The organism is Pseudomonas shirazica, from assembly GCF_015168335.1.
GTDB classification, from domain to species: domain Bacteria; phylum Pseudomonadota; class Gammaproteobacteria; order Pseudomonadales; family Pseudomonadaceae; genus Aquipseudomonas; species Aquipseudomonas asiatica.
In genome coordinates, this window is sequence record NZ_CP063456.1 from 1,839,280 (window position 1) to 1,859,306 (window position 20,027).

At 65.9% G+C, this 20,027-nt stretch carries 20 protein-coding genes; 7 read left to right on the forward strand and 13 right to left on the reverse strand.

Annotation, left to right across the window (positions count from 1 at the left end; translation table 11 throughout):
• Positions 1-18: 18 nt before the first annotated feature.
• The gene (locus tag IMX18_RS08530) at positions 19-396 is read left to right on the forward strand and encodes a response regulator (protein ID WP_085591025.1); all 378 of its coding nucleotides are present in this window, start codon (positions 19-21) and stop codon (positions 394-396) included.
• A gap of 311 nt (positions 397-707) precedes the next feature.
• On the opposite strand, the gene IMX18_RS08535 is transcribed toward IMX18_RS08530, so the two are convergent.
• From IMX18_RS08535 to IMX18_RS08545, 3 genes are read right to left on the reverse strand one after another with little or no spacing between them, the layout of a single operon-like run.
• Positions 708-1,289 carry a TetR/AcrR family transcriptional regulator gene (locus IMX18_RS08535; RefSeq protein WP_100414183.1) on the reverse strand — a complete coding sequence of 194 codons (582 nt, stop codon included), beginning with the start codon at positions 1,287-1,289 and terminating at the stop codon, positions 708-710.
• 12 nt (positions 1,290-1,301) lie between these two features.
• Positions 1,302-2,150, reverse strand: coding sequence for a 3-hydroxybutyryl-CoA dehydrogenase (locus IMX18_RS08540; protein WP_013973109.1), 849 nt, complete (start codon positions 2,148-2,150; stop codon positions 1,302-1,304).
• 13 nt (positions 2,151-2,163) lie between these two features.
• Positions 2,164-3,348 (reverse strand): acetyl-CoA C-acyltransferase family protein, encoded by a 1,185-nt coding sequence (locus IMX18_RS08545; protein WP_013973108.1) that lies wholly within the window; start codon positions 3,346-3,348, stop codon positions 2,164-2,166.
• 168 nt (positions 3,349-3,516) lie between these two features.
• Between IMX18_RS08545 and IMX18_RS08550 the strand changes: the two genes are divergently transcribed.
• On the forward strand, positions 3,517-4,527 hold the full coding sequence (locus tag IMX18_RS08550) for an AraC family transcriptional regulator (RefSeq protein ID WP_100414184.1): 1,011 nt from the start codon (positions 3,517-3,519) through the stop codon (positions 4,525-4,527).
• Between the two features lie 130 nt (positions 4,528-4,657).
• On the opposite strand, the gene IMX18_RS08555 is transcribed toward IMX18_RS08550, so the two are convergent.
• Positions 4,658-5,095 carry a carboxymuconolactone decarboxylase family protein gene (locus IMX18_RS08555; RefSeq protein WP_015270800.1) on the reverse strand — a complete coding sequence of 146 codons (438 nt, stop codon included), beginning with the start codon at positions 5,093-5,095 and terminating at the stop codon, positions 4,658-4,660.
• A gap of 197 nt (positions 5,096-5,292) precedes the next feature.
• Here IMX18_RS08555 and IMX18_RS08560 point away from each other — a divergent pair, with 197 nt between their 5' ends.
• Together IMX18_RS08560 and IMX18_RS08565 are read left to right on the forward strand one after the other, a co-directional pair.
• Positions 5,293-5,751 (forward strand): nucleoside deaminase, encoded by a 459-nt coding sequence (locus tag IMX18_RS08560; RefSeq protein WP_085720598.1) that lies wholly within the window; start codon positions 5,293-5,295, stop codon positions 5,749-5,751.
• Positions 5,748-6,944 carry a CynX/NimT family MFS transporter gene (locus tag IMX18_RS08565; protein WP_217190156.1) on the forward strand — a complete coding sequence of 399 codons (1,197 nt, stop codon included), beginning with the start codon at positions 5,748-5,750 and terminating at the stop codon, positions 6,942-6,944. Before IMX18_RS08560 ends, IMX18_RS08565 begins: the two co-directional genes overlap by 4 nt.
• Here IMX18_RS08565 and pdxR read toward each other — a convergent pair.
• From pdxR to glcD, 7 genes are all read right to left on the reverse strand, one after another.
• The gene (gene pdxR, locus IMX18_RS08570) at positions 6,937-8,370 is read right to left on the reverse strand and encodes a MocR-like pyridoxine biosynthesis transcription factor PdxR (protein WP_217190155.1); all 1,434 of its coding nucleotides are present in this window, start codon (positions 8,368-8,370) and stop codon (positions 6,937-6,939) included. The genes IMX18_RS08565 and pdxR overlap by 8 nt on opposite strands.
• Before the next feature lie 393 nt (positions 8,371-8,763).
• Positions 8,764-9,102, reverse strand: a complete 339-nt coding sequence (locus IMX18_RS08575) for a hypothetical protein (RefSeq protein ID WP_217190154.1) — start codon at positions 9,100-9,102, stop codon at positions 8,764-8,766.
• Between the two features lie 168 nt (positions 9,103-9,270).
• Positions 9,271-11,442, reverse strand: coding sequence for a malate synthase G (locus tag IMX18_RS08580; RefSeq protein WP_100414048.1), 2,172 nt, complete (start codon positions 11,440-11,442; stop codon positions 9,271-9,273).
• A gap of 152 nt (positions 11,443-11,594) precedes the next feature.
• On the reverse strand, positions 11,595-11,993 hold the full coding sequence (locus tag IMX18_RS08585; RefSeq protein WP_054572625.1) for a heme-binding protein: 399 nt from the start codon (positions 11,991-11,993) through the stop codon (positions 11,595-11,597).
• Complete coding sequence (gene glcF / locus IMX18_RS08590) at positions 11,986-13,221, reverse strand: glycolate oxidase subunit GlcF (protein ID WP_100414049.1); 1,236 nt, start codon at positions 13,219-13,221, stop codon at positions 11,986-11,988. Before glcF ends, IMX18_RS08585 begins: the two co-directional genes overlap by 8 nt.
• Positions 13,222-13,230: 9 nt before the next feature.
• The gene (glcE, locus tag IMX18_RS08595; protein WP_100414050.1) at positions 13,231-14,283 is read right to left on the reverse strand and encodes a glycolate oxidase subunit GlcE; all 1,053 of its coding nucleotides are present in this window, start codon (positions 14,281-14,283) and stop codon (positions 13,231-13,233) included.
• Positions 14,283-15,782 carry a glycolate oxidase subunit GlcD gene (gene glcD / locus IMX18_RS08600; protein ID WP_217190153.1) on the reverse strand — a complete coding sequence of 500 codons (1,500 nt, stop codon included), beginning with the start codon at positions 15,780-15,782 and terminating at the stop codon, positions 14,283-14,285. The genes glcE and glcD overlap by 1 nt, the downstream gene beginning before the upstream one ends.
• A 195-nt stretch (positions 15,783-15,977) precedes the next feature.
• Between glcD and glcC the strand changes: the two genes are divergently transcribed.
• Entirely contained in the window at positions 15,978-16,742 is a 765-nt protein-coding gene (gene glcC / locus IMX18_RS08605) for a transcriptional regulator GlcC (protein ID WP_015270791.1), read from the forward strand.
• A gap of 132 nt (positions 16,743-16,874) precedes the next feature.
• Here the strand turns inward: glcC and IMX18_RS08610 are convergent, their stop codons facing one another.
• Positions 16,875-17,192 carry a DUF2388 domain-containing protein gene (locus IMX18_RS08610; protein WP_003260922.1) on the reverse strand — a complete coding sequence of 106 codons (318 nt, stop codon included), beginning with the start codon at positions 17,190-17,192 and terminating at the stop codon, positions 16,875-16,877.
• Positions 17,193-17,364: 172 nt separating this feature from the next.
• Here IMX18_RS08610 and IMX18_RS08615 point away from each other — a divergent pair, with 172 nt between their 5' ends.
• Both IMX18_RS08615 and IMX18_RS28460 read left to right on the forward strand, forming a co-directional pair.
• Positions 17,365-17,991 carry a glutathione S-transferase family protein gene (locus IMX18_RS08615; RefSeq protein WP_015270789.1) on the forward strand — a complete coding sequence of 209 codons (627 nt, stop codon included), beginning with the start codon at positions 17,365-17,367 and terminating at the stop codon, positions 17,989-17,991.
• Positions 17,992-18,247: 256 nt separating this feature from the next.
• Positions 18,248-18,793: a hypothetical protein gene (locus IMX18_RS28460; RefSeq protein ID WP_425355286.1), complete on the forward strand. Its 546-nt coding sequence runs from the start codon at positions 18,248-18,250 to the stop codon at positions 18,791-18,793.
• A gap of 132 nt (positions 18,794-18,925) precedes the next feature.
• On the opposite strand, the gene sfnR is transcribed toward IMX18_RS28460, so the two are convergent.
• The gene (gene sfnR, locus IMX18_RS08625) at positions 18,926-20,026 is read right to left on the reverse strand and encodes a sigma54-dependent transcriptional activator SfnR (protein WP_025338722.1); all 1,101 of its coding nucleotides are present in this window, start codon (positions 20,024-20,026) and stop codon (positions 18,926-18,928) included.
• Position 20,027 lies beyond the last annotated feature (1 nt).

Sequence of the window (20,027 nt, forward strand, 5' to 3'; positions counted from 1 at the left end):
GTATTTCAAGGCGTTGACATGAGTGAAGATGCACAAGATGTAGTACTGGTGGTCGAGGACGAACCGGCGATTCGCATGATCCTGCGTGATTACCTGGCAGGCGAGGGCTACCACGTGCTGGTGGCCGAGGATGGCGAGCAGGCGTTCGCGATCCTGGCGAGCAAGCCGCACCTCGACCTGATGGTGACGGACTTCCGCTTGCCGGGCGGGATTTCCGGGGTGGACATTGCCGAGCCGGCGGTGAAGTTGCGGCCGGACCTGAAGGTGATCTTCATCAGCGGCTACCCGGCGGAGATTCTCGAGTCCGGCAGCCCGATCACCCGCAAGGCACCGATCCTGGCCAAGCCGTTCGACCTGGATACCTTGCACGAGCAGATCCAGTTCCTGTTGCGTTAAAGCTGATGGCCCTATCGCCGGCAAGCCAGCTCCCACAGGTACACCACAGGTCTTCAGGCTTGTGGTGTACCTGTGGGAGATTACCCAGCCCTTTTGGGCTGCGCTGTCGCGCAGAGAACAAATATCGCTCGTCTGACGCGGCCTTTGTAGGAGCAGCCTTGTGCTGCGAAGAGGCCAGTACAAGCAACAGACAGGCTTTGTCAGTACCGGCCTCTTCGCAGCACAAGGCTGCTCCTACAGAACCTCGCCGAACCAATGAGTCATGTGTTGTTCTATGAGAGCTGGCTTGCCGGCGATAGGGCCGGAGCAGGCTAGCGCAGGGTCCGCTCCAGCCCACCCACCAGCATGCTTTCCATCAACCCCAGCCCCTGTTCTTCGGGCAAGGCCTTCAACAGCCCCGGCAACTGGTTCAGGAGTGTCGCCACCACATGCGCCGTGGCCATCAAGGCCTCCCCCTGCACCTTCGCCTGCGGTGCGATCAACCTCAGCAACCCCGCCTCATAGCGCTTGCGCAACAAGGCCAGGCGCGCCTGCTGGTCGTCGCTCAGGCAACAGAAATCACGCTCCGCCAGGCGAAACTGCATGGGCCGCTCGGCATGCAGCTGCCAGTGCGCGGCAATCAGGCAGCTCAGCGCCGACGCCCCGCGAGCCATTGCCCGGCGCCCCTGGTCCAGGGTGGCCTGCAATTCCTCGTACAACTCCTCGATCAGGTCGTACAGCAGGTCCTGCTTGCTGGGGAAGTGGTGATATAGCGAGCCTGCGGTAAGCCCCACATGGGCCGCCAGCTCGCGCATGCTGACCTGGCCGAAGCCCTTTTCGGCAAACAGCGCCATGGCCCGGTCACGTCGCTCTTCAAAGTTGGCACAGCGCATCGCGGCATTGACCGGGGGCATGGCGTTCGCTCCTCAGTAGGTGAAGAAACCGCGGCCGCTCTTGCGCCCCAGCCAACCGGCCGCGACCATTTCCTTGAGCAACGGGGCAGGGCGGTACTTGCTGTCATTGAAGCCTTCATGGAAGGCCTCCATGATTGCCAGCAGGGTGTCCAGGCCGATCAGGTCGGCAAGGGCCAGCGGGCCGATCGGTTGGTTGCAGCCCAGGCGCATGCCGGTGTCGATGTCCTCGGCACTGGCCAGGCCTTCCTGGCGCACGAAGATCGCTTCGTTGATCATCGGCACCAGGATGCGGTTGACCACGAACCCTGGGCGGTTGCCGGCGGTGATCGGGGTCTTGCCGACCTTTTCGGTCACCACCAGCGCCTGGGCGTAGGTGCTGTCGCTGGTCTGCAGGCCGCGAATGATCTCGACCAGCGCCATCATCGGCACCGGGTTGAAGAAATGCACGCCGATGAAGCGTTCGGGGTGCTCGATGCTGGCCGCCAGCTGGGTGACCGACAGCGACGAGGTGTTGGTGGCGATCAGGCAGTCGGCGGCGACGTTGGCGGCCACCTGCTGCAGGATGCGCTGCTTGAGCTGCAGGTTCTCGGTGGCGGCTTCGATCACCATTTGCGCGCTGCTGAGCTGGGTGTAGTCGGTGCTGGTGCGAATGCGGGTGCGGGCAGCGGCCGCCTTGTCGGCGTCGAGGGTACCCTTGGCGACCTGGCGCTCGAGGTTCTTGCTCAAGGTGGCCACGCCGCGCTCCAGCGCAGCGTCGGAAACGTCCACCAGCAGCACCTGGTAGCCGGCCACCGCACACACCTGGGCAATGCCGTTGCCCATGGTGCCTGCGCCGATCACGGCAATCTGTTCAATGCTCATGTGTCAGGCTCCGTCAGACGCGCTCGAAGACCAAGGCGATGCCTTGGCCACCACCGATGCACATGGTGGCCAGGGCATAGCGGCCCTGGATGCGCTGCAGCTCATGGATGGCCTTGGTGGCGATGATCGCGCCGGTGGCGCCCACCGGGTGACCCAGGGAAATGCCCGAACCGTTGGGGTTGACCTTTTCCGGGTCGAAGCCCAGTTCGCGAGCCACGGCACAGGCCTGGGCAGCGAAGGCTTCGTTGGACTCGATCACGTCCAGGTCCTGCACACTCAGGCCGGTCTTCTCCAGCACCTTGCGGGTGGCCGGGATCGGGCCAAGGCCCATCAGTTCAGGCTCGACGCCGGCATGGGCATAGCCCACCAGGCGGGCCAGGGGCTTCAGGCCCAGGCGGCGCACCGCATCACCAGTGGCCAGTACCAGGCCGCCAGCGCCGTCGTTGATGCCACTGGCGTTGCCGGCGGTAACGGTACCGTCTTTCTTGAACACCGCCTTCATCCCTGCCAGTTGCTCGGCGGTCACCTCGCCACGCACATGCTCGTCAGTGCTGAACTGAACGCTGCCCTTGCGGGTTTTCAGTTCCAGCGGAACGATCTGGCTGGCGAAGCGGCCTTCGGCAATGGCGCGAGCGGCGCGGCGCTGGCTGGTCAGGGCCAGTTCATCCTGCATTTCGCGGGTAATGCCGTGCTTGGCCGCAACGTTCTCGGCGGTGATGCCCATATGGAAGTGTTCGAACGGGTCCTGCAGCACGCCGACGGTGTAGTCGATGCCTTGCAGGTCACCCATGCGAGCACCCCAGCGTGCCTGCGGCAGCAGGTACGGGCCACGGCTCATGGATTCGGCGCCCGCCGCCACGGCCACGTCGGTGTCGCCGAGCAGCAGGCATTGGGCTGCCGAGACGATGGCCTGCAGGCCCGAGCCGCACAGGCGGTTGACGTTGAATGCCGGGGTTTCCTTGGGGATGCCGGCGTTCATTGCTGCTACGCGGGCCAGGTAGGCGTCACGCGGTTCGGTGGGGATCACCGTGCCCATCACCAGGTGGCCGACTTGCTCGGCGGCCACGCCCGAGCGCTCGATGGCGGCGCGGGTGATGGCGCTGGCCAGGTCGGCCAGCGGCAGGTCCTTGAGGGAACCGCCAAAGCCACCAATGGCTGAACGGACGGCACTGACGACGTAGATTTCTGCGCTGCTCATAGGGGCTCCGATTGCGAAGGCATGGCGGGACCGGGCCAGGCTCTGCGAGAATGGCCGACGATCCCGGAGTGGGACCGAGTCTAGGCAAAGGCTCTGTTGCAGCCTATGCCGGAACTGTTCAGACAACCTGGCACTTTTTGCCACTCAGCATAGACAGCGAAAACCGCCATGCGCGATAGCGATTCGGTCGCCGTGTACTTCCTCAATGCCATGCTTCATGCCCTGCGCGACTGCCCCGCCGAACGCGATGCGCAGCTGCGTGCGGTGGGCATCGACCCACAACTGCTCGAGCAGCCCCAGGCGCGCGTACCGGCCAAGGCCTTCGCCCAGCTGTGGCTGGCGCTGATCCAGCGCCTGGACGATGAGTTCTTCCGCCTCGACAGCCACGGCATGCCGCCGGGCAGTTTCGCCCTGATCTGCCGGGGCCTGATCCTGGAGCCGCACCTGGAGAAGGCCTTGCGCCAGTGCATGGGCGGTTTTGGCCTGTTCCTGCGCGATCTGCGCGGCAGCCTGACGGTGCGTGGCGGGCGGGCGCTGATCAGCGTGCAGTCGAGCATCGCCGACCCGCTGACCCGGGTATATGCCGAGGAAACCTACCTGGTGCTGATGATCGGCATGCTGTGCTGGCTGGCCGGGCGGCGGATCGCCATCGACCGCACCGAGCTGGCGGTGTCGCGCCCGGCCCAGGAAGACGACCTGCTGCTGTGGGGGCCGGACCTGCGCCTGGGCAGCGGGCGCACCGAGGTGGAGTTCGACAGCGCCTACCTGCGCCTGCCGGTGGTGCAGGACCTGGCGGCCCTGAAAACCTTCCTGCGCAGTGCGCCGCAGGGGCTGGTGATTCGCTTTCGCAACCAGAACGGGCTGGTGGCCGAAGTGTACCGGCACCTGCGGGCGCGGCGTTATGGGCAGTGGCCGACGCTGGCGGCGCTGGCGCAGCAGCAGGGGGTCAGTGCCAGTACTTTCCGTCGGCAGCTGGAGCGGGAAGGGCGTTCGTACCAGCAGATCAAGGATGAGGTGCGTCGGGCAATGGCCTTCGAGCGGTTGCGCGAAGGGGAGTTGAGCATTGCCGAGATTGCCGAGCAGACCGGGTTCCAGGAGCCCAGTGCGTTTCACCGGGCGTTCAAGAAGTGGACCGGGCAGAGCCCCGGGAGCTACCGGGCGCGGTTGGCCGGGCGGTAGTGTTCACCTGCACCGGCCCTTTCGCGGGCTTGCCCGCTCCCACAGGTGCAGCACAGCTTTCAGGCCCTGTGCGATCCCTGTGGGAGCGGGCAAGCCCGCGAAGAGGCCGGTACAGGCTACCGCTCAATGATCAGGCCGGCACCATGGCAAACCCGACCCCGAAGCGGTTCCAGGCATTGATGGCGGCAATTGCCAGGGTCAGGTTGGCCACCTCGGCCGGCTCGAAGTGTTCCTGCAAGGCTTCATATTCCGCCTGCGGCGCGCCATGCTCGGGCAGCCTGGTCAGGCTCTCCACCCAGGCCAGCGCAGCACGTTCGCGCGGGGTGAAGTAGGCGGTTTCCTGCCAGACGCACAAGGTCTGCAGGCGTGCCTCGGTCTCACCGGCCTTGCGCGCATCGTTGGCGTGCAGGTTGACGCAGTAGGCGCAGCCGTTGATCTGCGAAGCCCGCAGGCGCACCAGTTCCAGCAGGGAATTCTCCAGGCCGCTCTTGGCCAGGGCCTGCTCCAGGCCGACCATGGCTTTGTAGGCCTCGGGGGCGTGCTTGGCCCATTCGATACGGTTGTGCATGGCTGTCTCCAAAGGGTGTGGGGGGGGATGACGCTACTGTAGCGCCGCACGTTGGCCTCCCCGATAGCCAATCACGCGCATAAGCGGGAGGCCAATCGGCCATTTGGGAGGCCACTGACAGGCATCCAATCTCTTCATTTCTGCCAGGCCGCCGAAGCCCGGATAATGATCAGGTCTTGCAACAGGGGAACCGATTCATGTCCGAAGAACGCTACATGCGCGAAGCGCTCGACCTGGCCCGCGCCAACATTCAGGCCGGTGGCCGGCCCTTCGGCGCCGTGCTGGTGTACCAGGGGCAGGTGCTGGCGCGTGCGGTCAACGAGATCCACAGCACCCAGGACCCGACCGCCCACGCCGAGATGCAGGCCATCCGCAAGGCCAGCCATGCCCTGGGTCAGGCACGCCTGGACGGCGCCGAAGTCTACGCCAGCGGCCACCCATGCCCGATGTGCCTGGCGGCCATGCACCTGTGCGGCATCGAGCGGGCCTGGTTTGCCTACGACAACGCCGAGGGCGAACCCTACGGCTTGTCCACCGCGGCGGTATACGCGCAGATGGCTCGCCCGCCCCAGCAACAGAGCCTGCCGCTGCGCGCCCTGAAGCCCAGCGGCGAAGCCGGTCTTTACCTTGAGTGGAAACAGGCCAACGCACAATGAGAGCGGCATTGAACCTGCTGCTGGTCATCCTGCTGGCACTGAACCTGCGGCCGATCCTGACCAGCATCGGCCCGTTGCTCGAACCCATGCGCGCAAGTACTGGCCTGGGTTACCAGCAGGCGGCCTTGCTGACGGCGTTGCCGGTGCTGTGCATGGGCCTGGTGCCCTTGCTGCAACCCTGGTTGCGGCGCTGGATCAGCGAACATGGCGGCATGCTCGCTGGCCTGTCTGCCATCGCCCTGGCCTGCCTGTGGCGCCTGCAACTGGGCAGCGCCTGGGCGCTGATTGCCAGTGCGGTGGTCGCCGGCCTGGGGGTGGCGGTAGTGCAGGGCATGATGCCGGGGCTGGTCAACCGCTGGTTTCCCGGCCGCCTGGCGGGGGCGATGGGCCTGTATTCGGCAGCGCTGATGAGCGGCGGCGGCCTGGCCGCCGTGCTTGGGCCGCACATCAGTGGCTACTTCGGCCATTGGCAGGTCGGCCTGGGCGTGTGGGCGATCCCGGCTGTGCTGGCGGTGCTGGCCTGGGCCGTGCTGCGGCCGCGCCAGGAGGCGCCGAAACTGGCCGGTGCCGCCGGCGGTCATTGGTTCGGTACGCGTCGGGCCTGGTTGCTGGCGCTGTACTTTGGCTTGATCAACGGTGGCTACACCAGCATGGTGGCCTGGTTGCCGGCCTATCACATCGAGCATGGTGGCAGCGCCCAGGGCGGTGCCGACCTGGTTGGCCTGATGACCATCTTTCAGGTGGCCGGTGCATTGGGCTTGCCGCTGTTGCTGCGGCGCTGGGCAGACCGACGCCCGGGCCTGTGGCTGGCCTTGGCGATCCAGCTGGTGGGTTTTATCGGCCTGCTGCTGGCACCCACGCTGGCCTCGGGGCTGTGGGTGGCGATGATCGGTTTCGGCCTGGGCGCCTGCTTCAGCCAGAGCCTGACGCTGACCCTGGAGCACCTGAAGACGCCTGCCGAGGCTGGCAGCCTGGCGGCGTTCGTGCAGGGCATCGGCTTCATCATCACCGGCATCGTGCCTTACGTCACCGGCTGGTTGCGCGACATGAGCGGTGATTTCCAGGCCTCGTGGACGCTGCTGACCGTGACCGTGGTGGCGATGCTGCTGGTTACCACGTGGTTCAACCCTCGCGGTTATGCCGCGGCGATTGCCCGCCCGGTAGTGGCGGGCAAGGCCGCGCCGGTCAACTGAGGCGCTGCAGGGTGTCGCGCACCCGGTCCAGCGCCGGGTCGATGTCCAGCAGCTCGATGGCGCCGAAGCCCAGCAACAGCCCCGGGCGCACTGGCGCTTCGCTGAAGAACGGCGCGAGCGAATACAGGCCGACCTCCACCTTGCGTGCGAGGTTGGCCAGCAGCTCGACATCGACCCCAGGTTTAGCCAGGGCGCTGAGGTGGAACCCGGCGCTGGCGGGGATGGCGCTGAACCACGGTGCCAAGTCGCCGCCCAGCCGCGCGAGGATGCGTTCGCGACGGGCGCTGTAGACCTCGTGGCAACGGCGGATGTGCTTGTTCAGGTGGCCTTCGCCGAGAAAGCGCGCCAGTGCCCACTGCAACAGGGTCGGGCTGTGCCAGTCGCTGAGGTGCTTGGCCACGCAGGCCGCCTTCAGCACGTCGGGCGGCAGTACGGCGTAGCCCAGGCGCAACTCGGGCAGCAAGGTCTTGGAAAAGGTCCCCACATAGGCCACCAGGCCATGGCGGTCGAGGCGCTGTAGAGCGTCTGCGGCTGGGCCGTGGTAGCGGAACTCGCAGTCGTAGTCGTCTTCGATGATCAACGCACCCAGCTCGGCGGCCCGTGCCAGCAGGGCGTGCCGGCGTGGCTCGCTCATCGGCATGCCCAGCGGGAACTGGTGCGAGGGCGTCACATAGATCAGCCGGGTGCCGTCGGCGATCTGCTCCACGCACAGCCCTTCATCGTCCACCGGTACCGATTGCAGGCGCGCACCCAGGGCCAGGAACAGTTGCCGCGCTGGCGGGTAGCCCGGGTCTTCCATGGCTACCTGGCAACCCGGCTCGACCAGTACCCGTGCGATCAGGTCCAGTGCCTGCTGGGCGCCGTTGCACACCAGCAGGTCAGCGGCGCTGCAGTGCACGCCGCGGGCATAGGCGACATGATGGGCAATGGCCTCGCGCAGCTCCGGCAGGCCCTGGGCAGGGAACTGCCGCTCGGGATGGCGCTGGCTGCGGCGCAGGGCATAGTTCAGGCAACTGCGCCACTGGTCGAACGGAAACTGCGCCTTGCTCGAGGCCCCGCCGATGAAGTCGTAACGCGACGGAGCCTCCAGCTGGCGTCGGCTCAGCACGGTGGCGCGCTGCTGCCAGCGCTCGAGCGACGCGGCACCAGCCAGGGGAGTGGCGGGCGATTCGCTGCTGCGCAGCGGCTGGCGCGGGGTGACGAAGGTGCCCCGGCCGACCACGCCGCTCAGCAGGTTGTCATAGGTCAGCCGGGAATAGGCCTCGGCCACGGTCTTGCGCGACACGCCCAGCTGCTCTGCCAGCAGGCGGCTTGGCGGCAGTTGGGTGCCGGCGGCCAGGTGGCCGCTGTCGATGCCGGCACGCAATTGCTGGTAAAGCTGGTCGGCCAGGCCTTTGCGGCCTTCCAGGCGAATGTGCAGTTCCATGGAGCGGTCCGGAGCGGGGAAGTGCTCAGGATAGCGGATTGGTCGGGGAAGGGCATGGGGCCGCTTTGCGGCCCATCGCCGGCAAGCCAGCTCTCATAGAACAACACATGACTCATTGGTTCGGCGAGGTTCTGTAGGAGCAGCCTTGTGCTGCGAAGAGGCCGGGGCTGACAAAGCCTGTCTATTGGCTGTACCGGCCTCTTCGCAGCACAAGGCTGCTCCTACACAGGCCGCGTCAAACGAGCGATATTTGTTCTCTGCGCGAAAGCGCAGCCCAAAGGGCTGGGCAATCTCCCACAGGAACTGCACAATGCTTGAGGTCGGTGCAGTCGAGGTGGGAGCTGGCTTGCCGGCGATGGGCCGCAATGCGGCCCCCAGGCAAGCGGTAGGTAATCAGAAGCGTGCCGTACTCACCGTGATGTAGCCCTTGTCTGCCAGCGCGATACGTATCACCGTCTCGTCCGCCGGCGCCTTGCGGTTGCGCTTGATGCGAACGCCTTCCACCGCCGCCGCTTTCATATGCTCGGAGATGGCCCGCCCGTTCGGGTCGAAGAACAACTCGCTGGCCAGCAACTCGATACGCTCGATCAGTTGGCGGGAGCGTTCATCGGTAGCGCAGAAGAACATCACCCCCGACAGGTGCGGGTCGTCATCGGGGTTGTTCATGTCATGGGCCAGCAGTTCGCGCAGGGTGCTGCGCAATTCGGCAATGGGGCGGGCGTACAGGTGCATGCGGAACCTCCTCTGGATCGCTACCTTGCGTCATCCAGTGCCGATCATGTTTTCAGAGGGCAGAGGCAACAAGTAGGACGCTTCCGAGCGCCGAATAGGAAACTTCTGAAAGTGCCGAAATACCACTTGTTTTCATGCAGTGGGGCCGCATAGCGGCCCCTGTCAGCATCAGCGCCCAACCTCCTGCTTGAAACGCAAGCGCCAGCCATGCAGTAACGGTTCGGTATAGCCACTGGGCTGCTGCCGCCCCTTGAACACCAGCTCCCTCGCAGCGCGGAAGGCATGCGATGCCTCGAAACCGGCGGCCATCGGCCGGTACGCCGGGTCCCCGGCATTCTGCTGGTCGACCACGCCGGCCATGCGTTGCAAGGTCGCCTCGACCTGCTCGGCATCGACCACCCCGTGGTGCAGCCAGTTGGCAATGTGCTGCGCGGAAATCCGCAGGGTCGCGCGGTCTTCCATCAAGCCCACATCATGGATATCCGGCACCTTGGAACAGCCCACCCCTTGCTCGACCCAGCGCACCACGTAACCGAGGATACCCTGGCAGTTGTTGTCCAGCTCGGCCTGGATTTCGGCTGCGCTCCAGAGCCGCTCGGGGCTGACCGGGACACTGAGCAAGTCATGCAGCAACTCGGCGCGCTGGGCATTCAGGTCAACCTGTTCCAGCGTTTGCTGCACGGCCGCCACATCCACCTGGTGGTAGTGCAGCGCATGCAGTGTCGCGGCTGTGGGCGAGGGCACCCAGGCCGTGTTGGCGCCGGCCCTGGGCTGGGCGACTTTCTGTTCCAGCATGGCCGCCATCAGGTCGGGCATGGCCCACATGCCCTTGCCGATTTGCGCCTTGCCGCGCAGGCCACAGGCCAGCCCCACCAGTACGTTGCTGCGCTCGTAGGCCTGGATCCAGGCACTGCCTTTCATGTCGCCCTTGCGCAGCATGGCGCCGGCTTCCATGGCCGTGTGCATCTCGTCACCGGTGCGGTCGAGGAAGCCGGTATTGATGAACACCACCCGTGACGCGGCGCTGGCGATGCAGGCCTTGAGGTTGACGCTGGTACGCCGCTCCTCGTCCATGATGCCCATCTTCAGCGTGTGTGCGGGCAGGCCCAACAGGGCTTCGACGCGGCCGAACAGCTGGTCGGCAAAGGCCACCTCGGCCGGCCCGTGCATCTTCGGCTTGACGATGTACAGGCTGCCCTCGCGGGAATTGCCACGGCGCTTGAGGTCATGCAGGCCGATCAGGCTGGTGACCACAGCATCGAGGATGCCTTCCGGGATTTCCCGGCCATCGCGGTCGTGGATGGCCGGATTGGTCATCAGGTGGCCGACGTTGCGGATGAACAGCAGCGAGCGGCCTGGCAGAGTCAGGGGCTGGCCGTCTGCGCCGTGGTAGTGGCGGTCTTTGGCCAGGGTGCGTTCGAAGGTCTTGCCGCCCTTGCTGACCTGTTCGCTGAGGTCGCCCTTCATCAGGCCGAGCCAGTTGCGGTAGACGTTGACCTTGTCGTCGGCATCCACGGCGGCTACCGAGTCTTCGCAGTCGATGATGGTGGTGAGCGCGGCCTCCAGCAGGATGTCCTTGACCCCGGCCGGGTCCTGCCGGCCGATGGCGTTGGCCGGGTCGACCTGGATTTCGAAATGCAGCTGGTGATGCTGCAACAGGATCGCTGTTGGCGTGTTCGGCTCACCTTGGTAACCACGCAGTTGCGCGGGGTGCCTGAGGCCGACCTGGCGGCCATCGGCCAGGGTTACCTGCAGCGTGCCCTGGCTGATCGCGTAGGCCTTGGCGTCGTTGTGCGACGCACCGTCGAGGGGGGCCGCGGTGTCGAGGAACTGCCGGCCATAGGCGATCACCTTGGCGCCGCGTTGCGGGTTGTAGCCCTGGCCACGTTCGGTGCCCTCGGTTTCGGCGATGGCATCGGTGCCGTACAGGGCATCGTACAGCGAGCCCCAGCGGGCGTTGGCGGCGTTGAGGGCGTAGCGGGCGTTGCTCAGTGGCACCACCAGTTGCGGGCCGGCCTGCACGGCGATCTCGCGGTCGACGTTGCGGGTGCTGACCTGCACGCTTGCCGGGGGCTCTACAAGGTAGCCGATGCCTTGCAGGAAATGCTGGTAGGCGGCCATGTCACGGATCGGGCCGGGGTGCTGGCGGTGCCAGTTGTCGAGTTCTGTCTGCAGGTGCTCGCGTTCGGCGAGCAGGGCGCGGTTTTGTGGTGCGAGGTCGTGGATCAGGGTGCTGAAGCCTTGCCAGAAGGTGCGGGCTTCGATGCCGGTGCCGGGGAGGACCTCATCTTCGATGAAGCGCTGCAGGGTGGGGGCGATCTGGAGTGGATGGTTTGGCATTGTCTGTTCGCTCGAAGTTCAGGCTTCTGGATAAATGTTGCTTTTGCCGGCCTCTTCGCGGGTAAACCCGCTCCTACAGGTGCTGCACCCGTCTCAGGCCTTGTGAAAGCCCTGTGGGAGCGGGCAAGCCCGCGAAGAGGCCGGCACAGGATTCAGAGGGCAGCCGCCCCGACCTTGGCCACCTGGGCATCCTGCTCGGCCTTGACCCCGGACACGCCAATCGCCCCCACCACCTGGCCATCCACCCGCAGCGGTACGCCACCTTCCAGGCTGGTCAGCAGCGGCGCGGTAACGAAAGCAGTACGGCCACCATTGACCATTTCCTCGTAATCTCGCGTCTCCTTGCGCCCCAGTGCGGCAGTGCGGGCCTTTTCCATCGCGATGTAGGCGCTGGCCGGCGCGCAGCCGTCCAGGCGCTCCAGGGCCAGCGGGTGGCCGCCGTCGTCGACCACGGCAATGGTCACGTTCCATTGTTGTGCCTGGGCTTCCTGGCGGGCGGCGGTCAGCACTTTGGCGACTTCGGCCTGGCCGATAACGGACTTGCTATGCATGGTGGTTCTCCGGGTTCAAGGCTGCTTCGACGATTTCGATCCAGTGCCGCACCGGTGTGCGCCCGGCCCCGTCGAGGTGGGCCTGGCAGCCGATGTTGGCGGTGGCGATGACTTGCGGTTTGCCGCTTTCCAGGGCGTTGAGGCGGTTGTCGCGCAGTTGTAGCGACAGCTCGGGTTGGGTCAGCGAATAGGTGCCGGCCGAGCCGCAGCACAGGTGGCCGTCCGGTACCGGGGTCAAGGTGAAGCCAAGGCGTGTCAGCAATGCCTCCACCGCACCCCCCAGCTTCAGCGCGTGCTGCAGGGTGCATGGGCAATGGAAGGCCAGGCGCTGTTCGACGCACACGCCCAGTTGCTCGACCGGCTCGTCGCGCAGCACCTCCACCAGGTCGCGGGACAGAGCGCTGACCCGTGCGGCCTTGGCGGCGTAGCGCGGGTCCTTTTCCAGCAGGTGGCCGTAATCGCGCACGAACGCGCCGCAGCCGCTGGCGGTTTGCACGATGGCCTCGGCGCCGGCTTCGATGGCAGGCCACCAGGCATCGATATTGCGCCGCGCCCGTTGCAGGCCTTGTTCCTGGGCATTGAGGTGGTAGTCCACCGCGCCACAGCAGCCCGCCTGCTGGATTGGCACCACGCTGATGCCCAGGCGGTCCAGCAGGCGTGCGGCGGCTGCGTTGGTGTTGGGCGACAGGGCCGGTTGCACACAGCCTTCCAGCATCAGCACCCGCCGCGCATGGCGCGGTGCGGGGCGTTGGCCGGGGGCGGTGACCCGCGCCGGCAGCTTGCGCTTGAGCGTGGCCGGCAGCAGCGGGCGCAGGGCCTGGCCACTGCGGGTCAGGGCCTTGAACAGCGCCGGGCGTGGCACCACTGCACGCAGGCCCTGGCGCAGCAGGCGCTGGCCCAGCGGGCGTGGCACCTGCTGTTCGACCACGGCGCGGCCAATGTCCAGCAGGTCGTGGTACTTCACCCCGGAAGGGCAGGTGGTTTCACAGTTGCGGCAGGTCAGGCAGCGATCCAGGTGCAACTGGGTGCTGGCGGTGATCGGCGCGCCTTCGAGCATCTGCTTGATCAGGTAGATGCGCCCGCGTGGGCCGTCCAGTTCATCGCCCAGCAGCTGGTAGGTGGGACACGTGGCGTTACAGAAGCCACAGTGCACGCAGGAGCGCAGGATGCTTTCGGCCTCGTCAGCGCGGGCCAGGCGTCGGGCGGTTTCGCTCAGGTTGGTTTGCATGGTCTGGCCTCACAGGTCCGGGTACAGGCGGCCAGGGTTGAACACACCCTGGGGGTCGAGTTGCTGCTTGAGCGCTCGGTGGTAGCGCATCAGCGCGGCGGGCAGCGGTGGGCTGCTGGCAGCGCCAGGGGCATGGCAGGTGGCGTGGCCACCAACCTTGGCGACCTGCTCGCGGATGTGCTGCGCCGGTGCCGTGGACTTGAGCCAGCGCTGCGCGCCACCCCAGTCGATCAGCTGCTGGCCGGGCAGGTCCAGCTCGCCGGTGGTGTTGGGCACGGACAAGCGCCACAGCGGCGCGGGGCCGGCAAAGAACGCCAGGCGCTGCTCGCGCAGGTCGCTCCAGAAGCTGCTGTCCAGTGCCTCGCCGCCCAGGCGCTGGCGTGCCGACTGCACCGAGCCTTCGCCGCCTTCCAGGCGCAGGTACAGCGCGTCGCCGTCATGGCAGGCTGCGCTGATCGGCAGCGGCTGCTGGCCCCATTCAGCCAGCTCCGCCAGCGCCTGGTGGCGGCCCATCGGCAGGCGCAGGCTGAGGCACTGGCGCGGGCGTGGCAGCACTTTCAGCGACACCTCGGTCAGCAGCCCGAGGCAGCCGAAGCTGCCCGCCATCAGCCGCGACACGTCGTAGCCGGCAACGTTCTTCATCACTTCGCCACCAAAGCGCAACAGCTTGCCGTAGCCGGTGATTACCCGTGTGCCCAGCACATAGTCGCGCACCGACCCGGCCCACGGCCGCCTGGGACCGGACAGCCCGGCCGCGACCATGCCACCCAGGGTGGCGTCGGGGCCCAGGTGCGGTGGTTCGCAGGGCAGCATCTGGCCAGCCTCGTGCAGCGCTGCCTCGATCTCGCGCAGCGGCGTGCCGGCGCGGGCAGTCAGCACCAGCTCGGTCGGGTCGTAGCTGACGATGCCGCGGTGGCTGCGGGTGTCGAGTACCTCGCCGGCCACCGGGCAGCCGAGCATGGCCTTGCTGTTGCCACCCTGGATACGCAGCGGCGTGGCCTGGTTCAGCGCCTGGTTGACCTGCTCCAGCAGGGCCTGGCTGATGTCGCGGTCCATGCTCATCAGAAACGCTCCAGTTCGGGAAAGGGCAGTTGCCCATGGTGCACGTGCATGGCGCCAAATTCGGCGCAGCGGTGCAGGGTGGGGATGTTCTTGCCGGGGTTGAGCAGGCCTTGCGGGTCGAAGGCGGCCTTGATCGCATGGAACAGGGTGATTTCGTCGCTGTTGAACTGTGCGCACATCTGGTTGATCTTCTCGCGCCCCACGCCGTGTTCGCCGGTGATGCTGCCGCCTACGGCCACGCACAGCTCGAGGATCTTGCCGCCGATGGCTTCGGCACGTTCCAGCTCGCCTGGCAGGTTGGCATCGAACAAGATCAGCGGGTGCATGTTGCCGTCGCCGGCATGGAACACGTTGGCCACGCGCAGGCCGTATTCGGCGGACAGGTCGCTGATGCCCTTGAGCACCCGTGGCAGTTCGCGGCGCGGGATGGTGCCGTCCATGCAGTAGTAGTCCGGGGAGATGCGCCCCACCGCCGGGAAGGCGTTCTTGCGCCCGGCCCAGAAGCGCACGCGCTCGGCCTCGTCGCAGGCCAGCCGCACATCACGCGCACCGGCCTGGGCCAGCACGGCGGCGACCCGTTCGCAGTCATCGTGCACATCGGCTTCGACGCCATCCAGTTCGCACAGCAGGATGGCCGCAGCGTCAACCGGGTAGCCGGCGTGGATGAAGTCCTCCGCAGCGCGGATCGCCAGGTTGTCCATCATCTCCAGGCCGCCGGGGATGATCCCGGCAGCGATGATCTCGGCCACTGCCCGGCCGGCGTCCTCGACGCTGTCGAAGCTGGCCAGCAGCACCCGCGCCACCTGGGGCTTGGGCAGCAGCTTGACGGTGACTTCGGTGACGATGCCGAGCATGCCTTCGGAGCCGGTGAACAGTGCCAGCAGGTCGAAACCGGGGCTGTCCAGGGCATCGCTGCCAAGGGTCAGGCGTTCGCCCTCGACCGTGAGGATTTCCACCTTGAGCAGGTTGTGCACGGTCAGGCCGTACTTCAGGCAGTGCACGCCACCGGCATTCTCCGCGACATTGCCGCCGATGGAGCAGGCTATCTGCGAGGACGGGTCCGGCGCATAGTACAGGCCGTAGGGCGCGGCCGCCTGGGAGATGGCCAGGTTGCGCACGCCGGGCTGCACACGGGCGAAGCGGCCCTGCGGGTTGACTTCGAGAATGCGGTTGAACCGCGCCATCACCAGCAGGATGCCTTTGGCCAGTGGCAGGGCGCCGCCCGACAGGCCGGTACCGGCGCCGCGTGCCACCACCGGCACGCCACGCTGGTGGCAAAGCCTGAGCAGCGCCTGCACCTGCTCCAGGCGCTCGGGCAGCACCACCAGCAGCGGCACCGTGCGGTAGGCTGAGAGGCCGTCGCATTCATAGGGCTTGAGGTCTTCCTCGCGGTGCAGGATCTCGAGGTCCGGCAGGGCAGCGCGCAGCGCTTGCAGCAGCGCCCCCTGGTCCACGTCGGGCAGCGCGCCATCGACGCGTTCGTCATACAGGATATTCATCGGCTCACTCGGCAACGGTTTTTGTTGTTGTTGGCAAAGCGCTCACCCTTGCAGCCTGCGCGTGGCAGCCGCCGCGGTCGAGCACGGGGTGAACTGGTCCTACCAGTTTTTGCGACGGGTACTGGTTATTGACGGCTTTGCCCGGCTAGATTGAAGCAGGTGGTCGAAGTGGTCCTACCAGCAGGAGGGTACGCAGTGGGTACTGAAGGCAAGGCCAAGGTCGCCGACCAGGTGGCCGAACGGGTCGAGCGGCTGATCGTCGAAGGCGTGCTCAAGGTGGGCCAGGCCCTGCCGTCGGAGCGGCGCCTGGTGGACAAGCTGGGCTGCTCGCGCTCGGCGCTGCGTGAGGGCCTGCGCATCCTGCGCGGGCGCGGCATCATCGACACCGAGCAGGGGCGCGGCTCGTTCGTCGCCGACCTGACGGGCCATGCGGGTGCCACGCCGTTGATGCACCTGTTCGGCTCGCAGCCGCGCACGCTGTTCGACCTGCTGGAAGTGCGGGCGTTGCTGGAAGCCGAGTCGGCGCGCCTGGCGGCACTGCGGGCCACCGAGGTCGACCGTTTGTTGATCCGCCGGCGTTATGAAGAAATGCTGGCTGCGCACGAAGCCCCAGAAGCGATGGATGCCCGTGAACATGCCCGCCGCGACCATGCCTTTCACAGGGCGATCAGCGAGGCTTCGCACAACCCGGTGCTGGTGCATACCTTGCAATCGCTCAGTGACCTGACCTTGAGCACGGTGTTCGCCTCGGTCAACAACTTGTATTGCCGGCCGGCGCAGAAGCGCCAGATCGACCGCCAGCATGCGCGGTTGTATCACGCGGTGATGGAGCAGTTGCCCGAGCAGGCGCAGCGCGCGGCGCGCGAGCATATCAACGGGATCCGCGACAGTTTGCGGGAGATCGAGCAGGAAGAGCAGCGGCTGGTAAGGGCTACCATGCGCATGGATGGCTGGGGTTGAGGTGTTACCTGTGCCGGCCCTTTCGCGGGTAAACCCGCTCCTACAGGAGGCTGCGCTGGGTTTGAAGTCGGTGCGGTGCCTGTGGGAGCGGGTTTACCCGCGAAGAGGCCTGTGCAGGATTAGCTCAATCAATCAATGATCGGCTATGCGGTCATCCTGCGAGAGGAGGGCCCGGGCCAGCTCTTCATCATTGGCCTGCAGGCCTGGGTTGTCCTTGCGGGCCTGTTCCAGCGCCGACTCCACATAGGCGCCACGGATTGCACCACCGCTGGCGACGTAGGCCGAAAGCTCGTCACGCGCCGGGATGATCCGTTTGTCGTCCTTGAAGGTCGAGTAAAGCGAAGCGGAAACACCGGCCGAGGTTGCGACGTCGCCTGCGTCGACGTCAGCCAGGGCAGCACCGGCAGGCAGCAGGAGCAGCAGCGCAGGGGCGAGGAGTAGGTGGCGCATGGTGTGTTCTCCAGTAGCGTGAAGCCCAAGTAATTGAACCACTCAGTGATTAAGAAAGCGCAGGTGGGGTGGTAGTTCCCTTCGTATCGGAAACAGGCATTGACCCTGTCCAGCCAGGCGTGATCTGCTCGGGCTGCTGGCCCAATCATTTCAATGGATGAAGGTTCTCCCCATGCCCGACTACAAGCTGCATTGCTTCGCCGAATCCGGTAACGCCTACAAGGCCGCCCTGATGCTTGAACTCACAGGCCAGGACTGGCAGCCGGTGTTCGTCGATTTCTTCAATGGCCAGACTCGCGAACAAGCCTGGCGCGACGACGTGAACGAACAGGGCGAGGTGCCGGTGCTGGAACACGCCGGCAAATCCTTTACCCAGTCTGCGCTGATCCTCGACTACCTCGCGGAGAAAACCGGGCAGTTCGGCCCCCGCGACGAAGACGAAAAGCGCGAGATCTGGCGCTGGATGCTGTTCGATAACCATAAGTTCACCAGCTACTACGCGGCGCTGCGTTTTCTTTTCTGCCTGAAGAAAACCGGTGAAACGGATGTGACCCGGTTCCTGCGTGAACGTGCCATGGCGGCTTACCGTATCGTCGACGCGCACCTGGCGAAGACACCGTTCATGGTCGGTGGCCGGCTGACGATCGCTGACCTGTCGCTGGCCGGGTATGTGTTCATGCCGGAGGACACTGGCATTGCGTTGGCGCAGTTCACCCACATCGAGGCATGGAAAGCGCGAATCCAGGCGTTGCCAGGGTGGAAGCACCCGTATGAACTGATGCCCCGCGCGGCCTCCTGAGCAACCCGGCTCGCCAGGCCATGGTGCAGCGGCCTTTGGCGAGCCAGCCATTCTGATGACCGGTCGGTGACAAGCACAGCGGCGTGGCTACGCTCAAAAAATCAAGAAACATTCTGAAATATATGGCCGGCAGGTCCAGATGGATCTCGTTCAACCGCTGCAGATGGAAGGCCGCGCTGGTTAGCAGGTTGCCCCAAGGGGGGCCGGAAATCACAGGGTGCGTCGTGCAACCCGGTGCTACTCCAAGCGGAGGCTCATCATGCTCAGGAAATGCTTGTTGGCTTTGGCTATCGGTGCAGTGTTGTCGGCTTCGGCCGTGTTGGTGCCTGACTCCATTGGCGGTACCTCCAGCGCATTTGCGAAGGATGGTGGTGGTGGTGGTGGCGGAGGCGGTGGTGGTCACGGTGGTGGTGGCGGAGGCAGCGGCGGTGGTGGTGGCCATGGCGGCGGAGGTGGTGGTAGTGGTGGCGGCGGTGGCCATGGTGGTGGCGGTGGTGGTAGTGGCGGCGGCGGTGGTCATGGCGGTGGAGGTGGTGGTAGCGGCGGCGGTGGCTCGGGTGGTGGCCACGGCGGCAGTGGCGATGGTGGTGGGCATGGCGGCCCAGGCCATGATGGCCGCGGGCGCAATGGTGCTGATGATGGCGCTGACCACGAGGCCAACCACGAAGCAAATCATGAAGCCAACCATGAGGCGAATCACGAAGCGAATCACGACGTGGGCGAGCCCCACGGTGTAGGGCATGGCGCTGATGATGGGGCTAACCATGATGTTGGGGATGATCGCGGAGGCGACCAGAACTAGCAGTTTGGGTGCCTGTGCCGGCCCTTTCGCGGGTAAACCCGCTCCCACAGGTACTGTGCCGATCTCAAGCTTGGCGCGGCCCCTGTGGGAGCGGGTTTACCCGCGAAGGGGCCGGCACAGGTTTACAAGCATTCAGATCGACAACCGCACCACCCGGTTATCCAGCACCTGCTGCTCCTGCCCCCGCCGCTTGTTCACCACCAACTCGCCGATCGCAATCAGCCGGGTACGGGTGATGTTGCGCGACAACCCCAGCAACTGCGCGGTATGCACCTGGTTGTAATGGCAGAACCGATATGCCGACCGCAGCAGGGCATTTTCCACCTTCTCGTACAGGTCACCCGACTGCTCTTCGAACAAGCGGCTGAACGCCCGCTGCAGCAGATCCTCAACACCATTGCCCGCAGGCTCTTCCTCCTGCCGTTCGATACGCAGGTTGGACAAGCGCAGGTCTTGCGCCTGCACCGTACCGTCGCCGCAGGTCAGCAAGCTGTGGTGAATCACGTTCTCCAGCTCGCGGATGTTGCCCGGCCAACTGTATTCCACCAGCTTGGCCTGGGCCTTGGCGCTCAGCTCCACCGGCCCGTAGCCCAGCCGGTCGCTGTAGCTGCGGATGAAGTGCCGGGCCAGCGGCAGGATGTCACCTGGGCGGTCGCGCAACGGGTGCAACTGCAAGGTCACCACGTTCAGCCGGTAGTACAGGTCTTCGCGAAAATGCCCGGCGTTGATGGCCTTTTCCAGCTGCACGTTGGTCGCCGCCAGTACCCGCACATTGATCGGGATGCTCTTGCGCGAGCCCAGCCGCACCACTTCGCGCTCCTGCAGCACGCGCAGCAGCTTGACCTGGATCGGCAACGGCAGGTCGCCGATTTCGTCGAGGAACAGCGTGCCGCCGTTGGCTTCCTCGAACCAGCCGGCCTTGGCCGCCAGGGCACCGGTGAAGGCGCCTTTTTCATGGCCGAACAGCTCCGCCTCGACCAGCGATTCGGAAAAGGCACCGCAGTTGACAGCGACGAACGGGCCGTTGCGCCGGCCGCTGAGGTTGTGGATGTGGCGTGCGACCAGCTCCTTGCCCGTGCCGGTTTCGCCGATGATCAGCACGCTGGCCTCGCTGGGGGCGACCTGTTGCAGGTGGGCGAGCAGCGCCTGCGACCTGGGGTCTTCGAAAACCTGTGCGGTGGCCCGAATAGATGTGGCCAGTGTCGGGGACGGGGGGAGGGTCAGCAGTTGCATG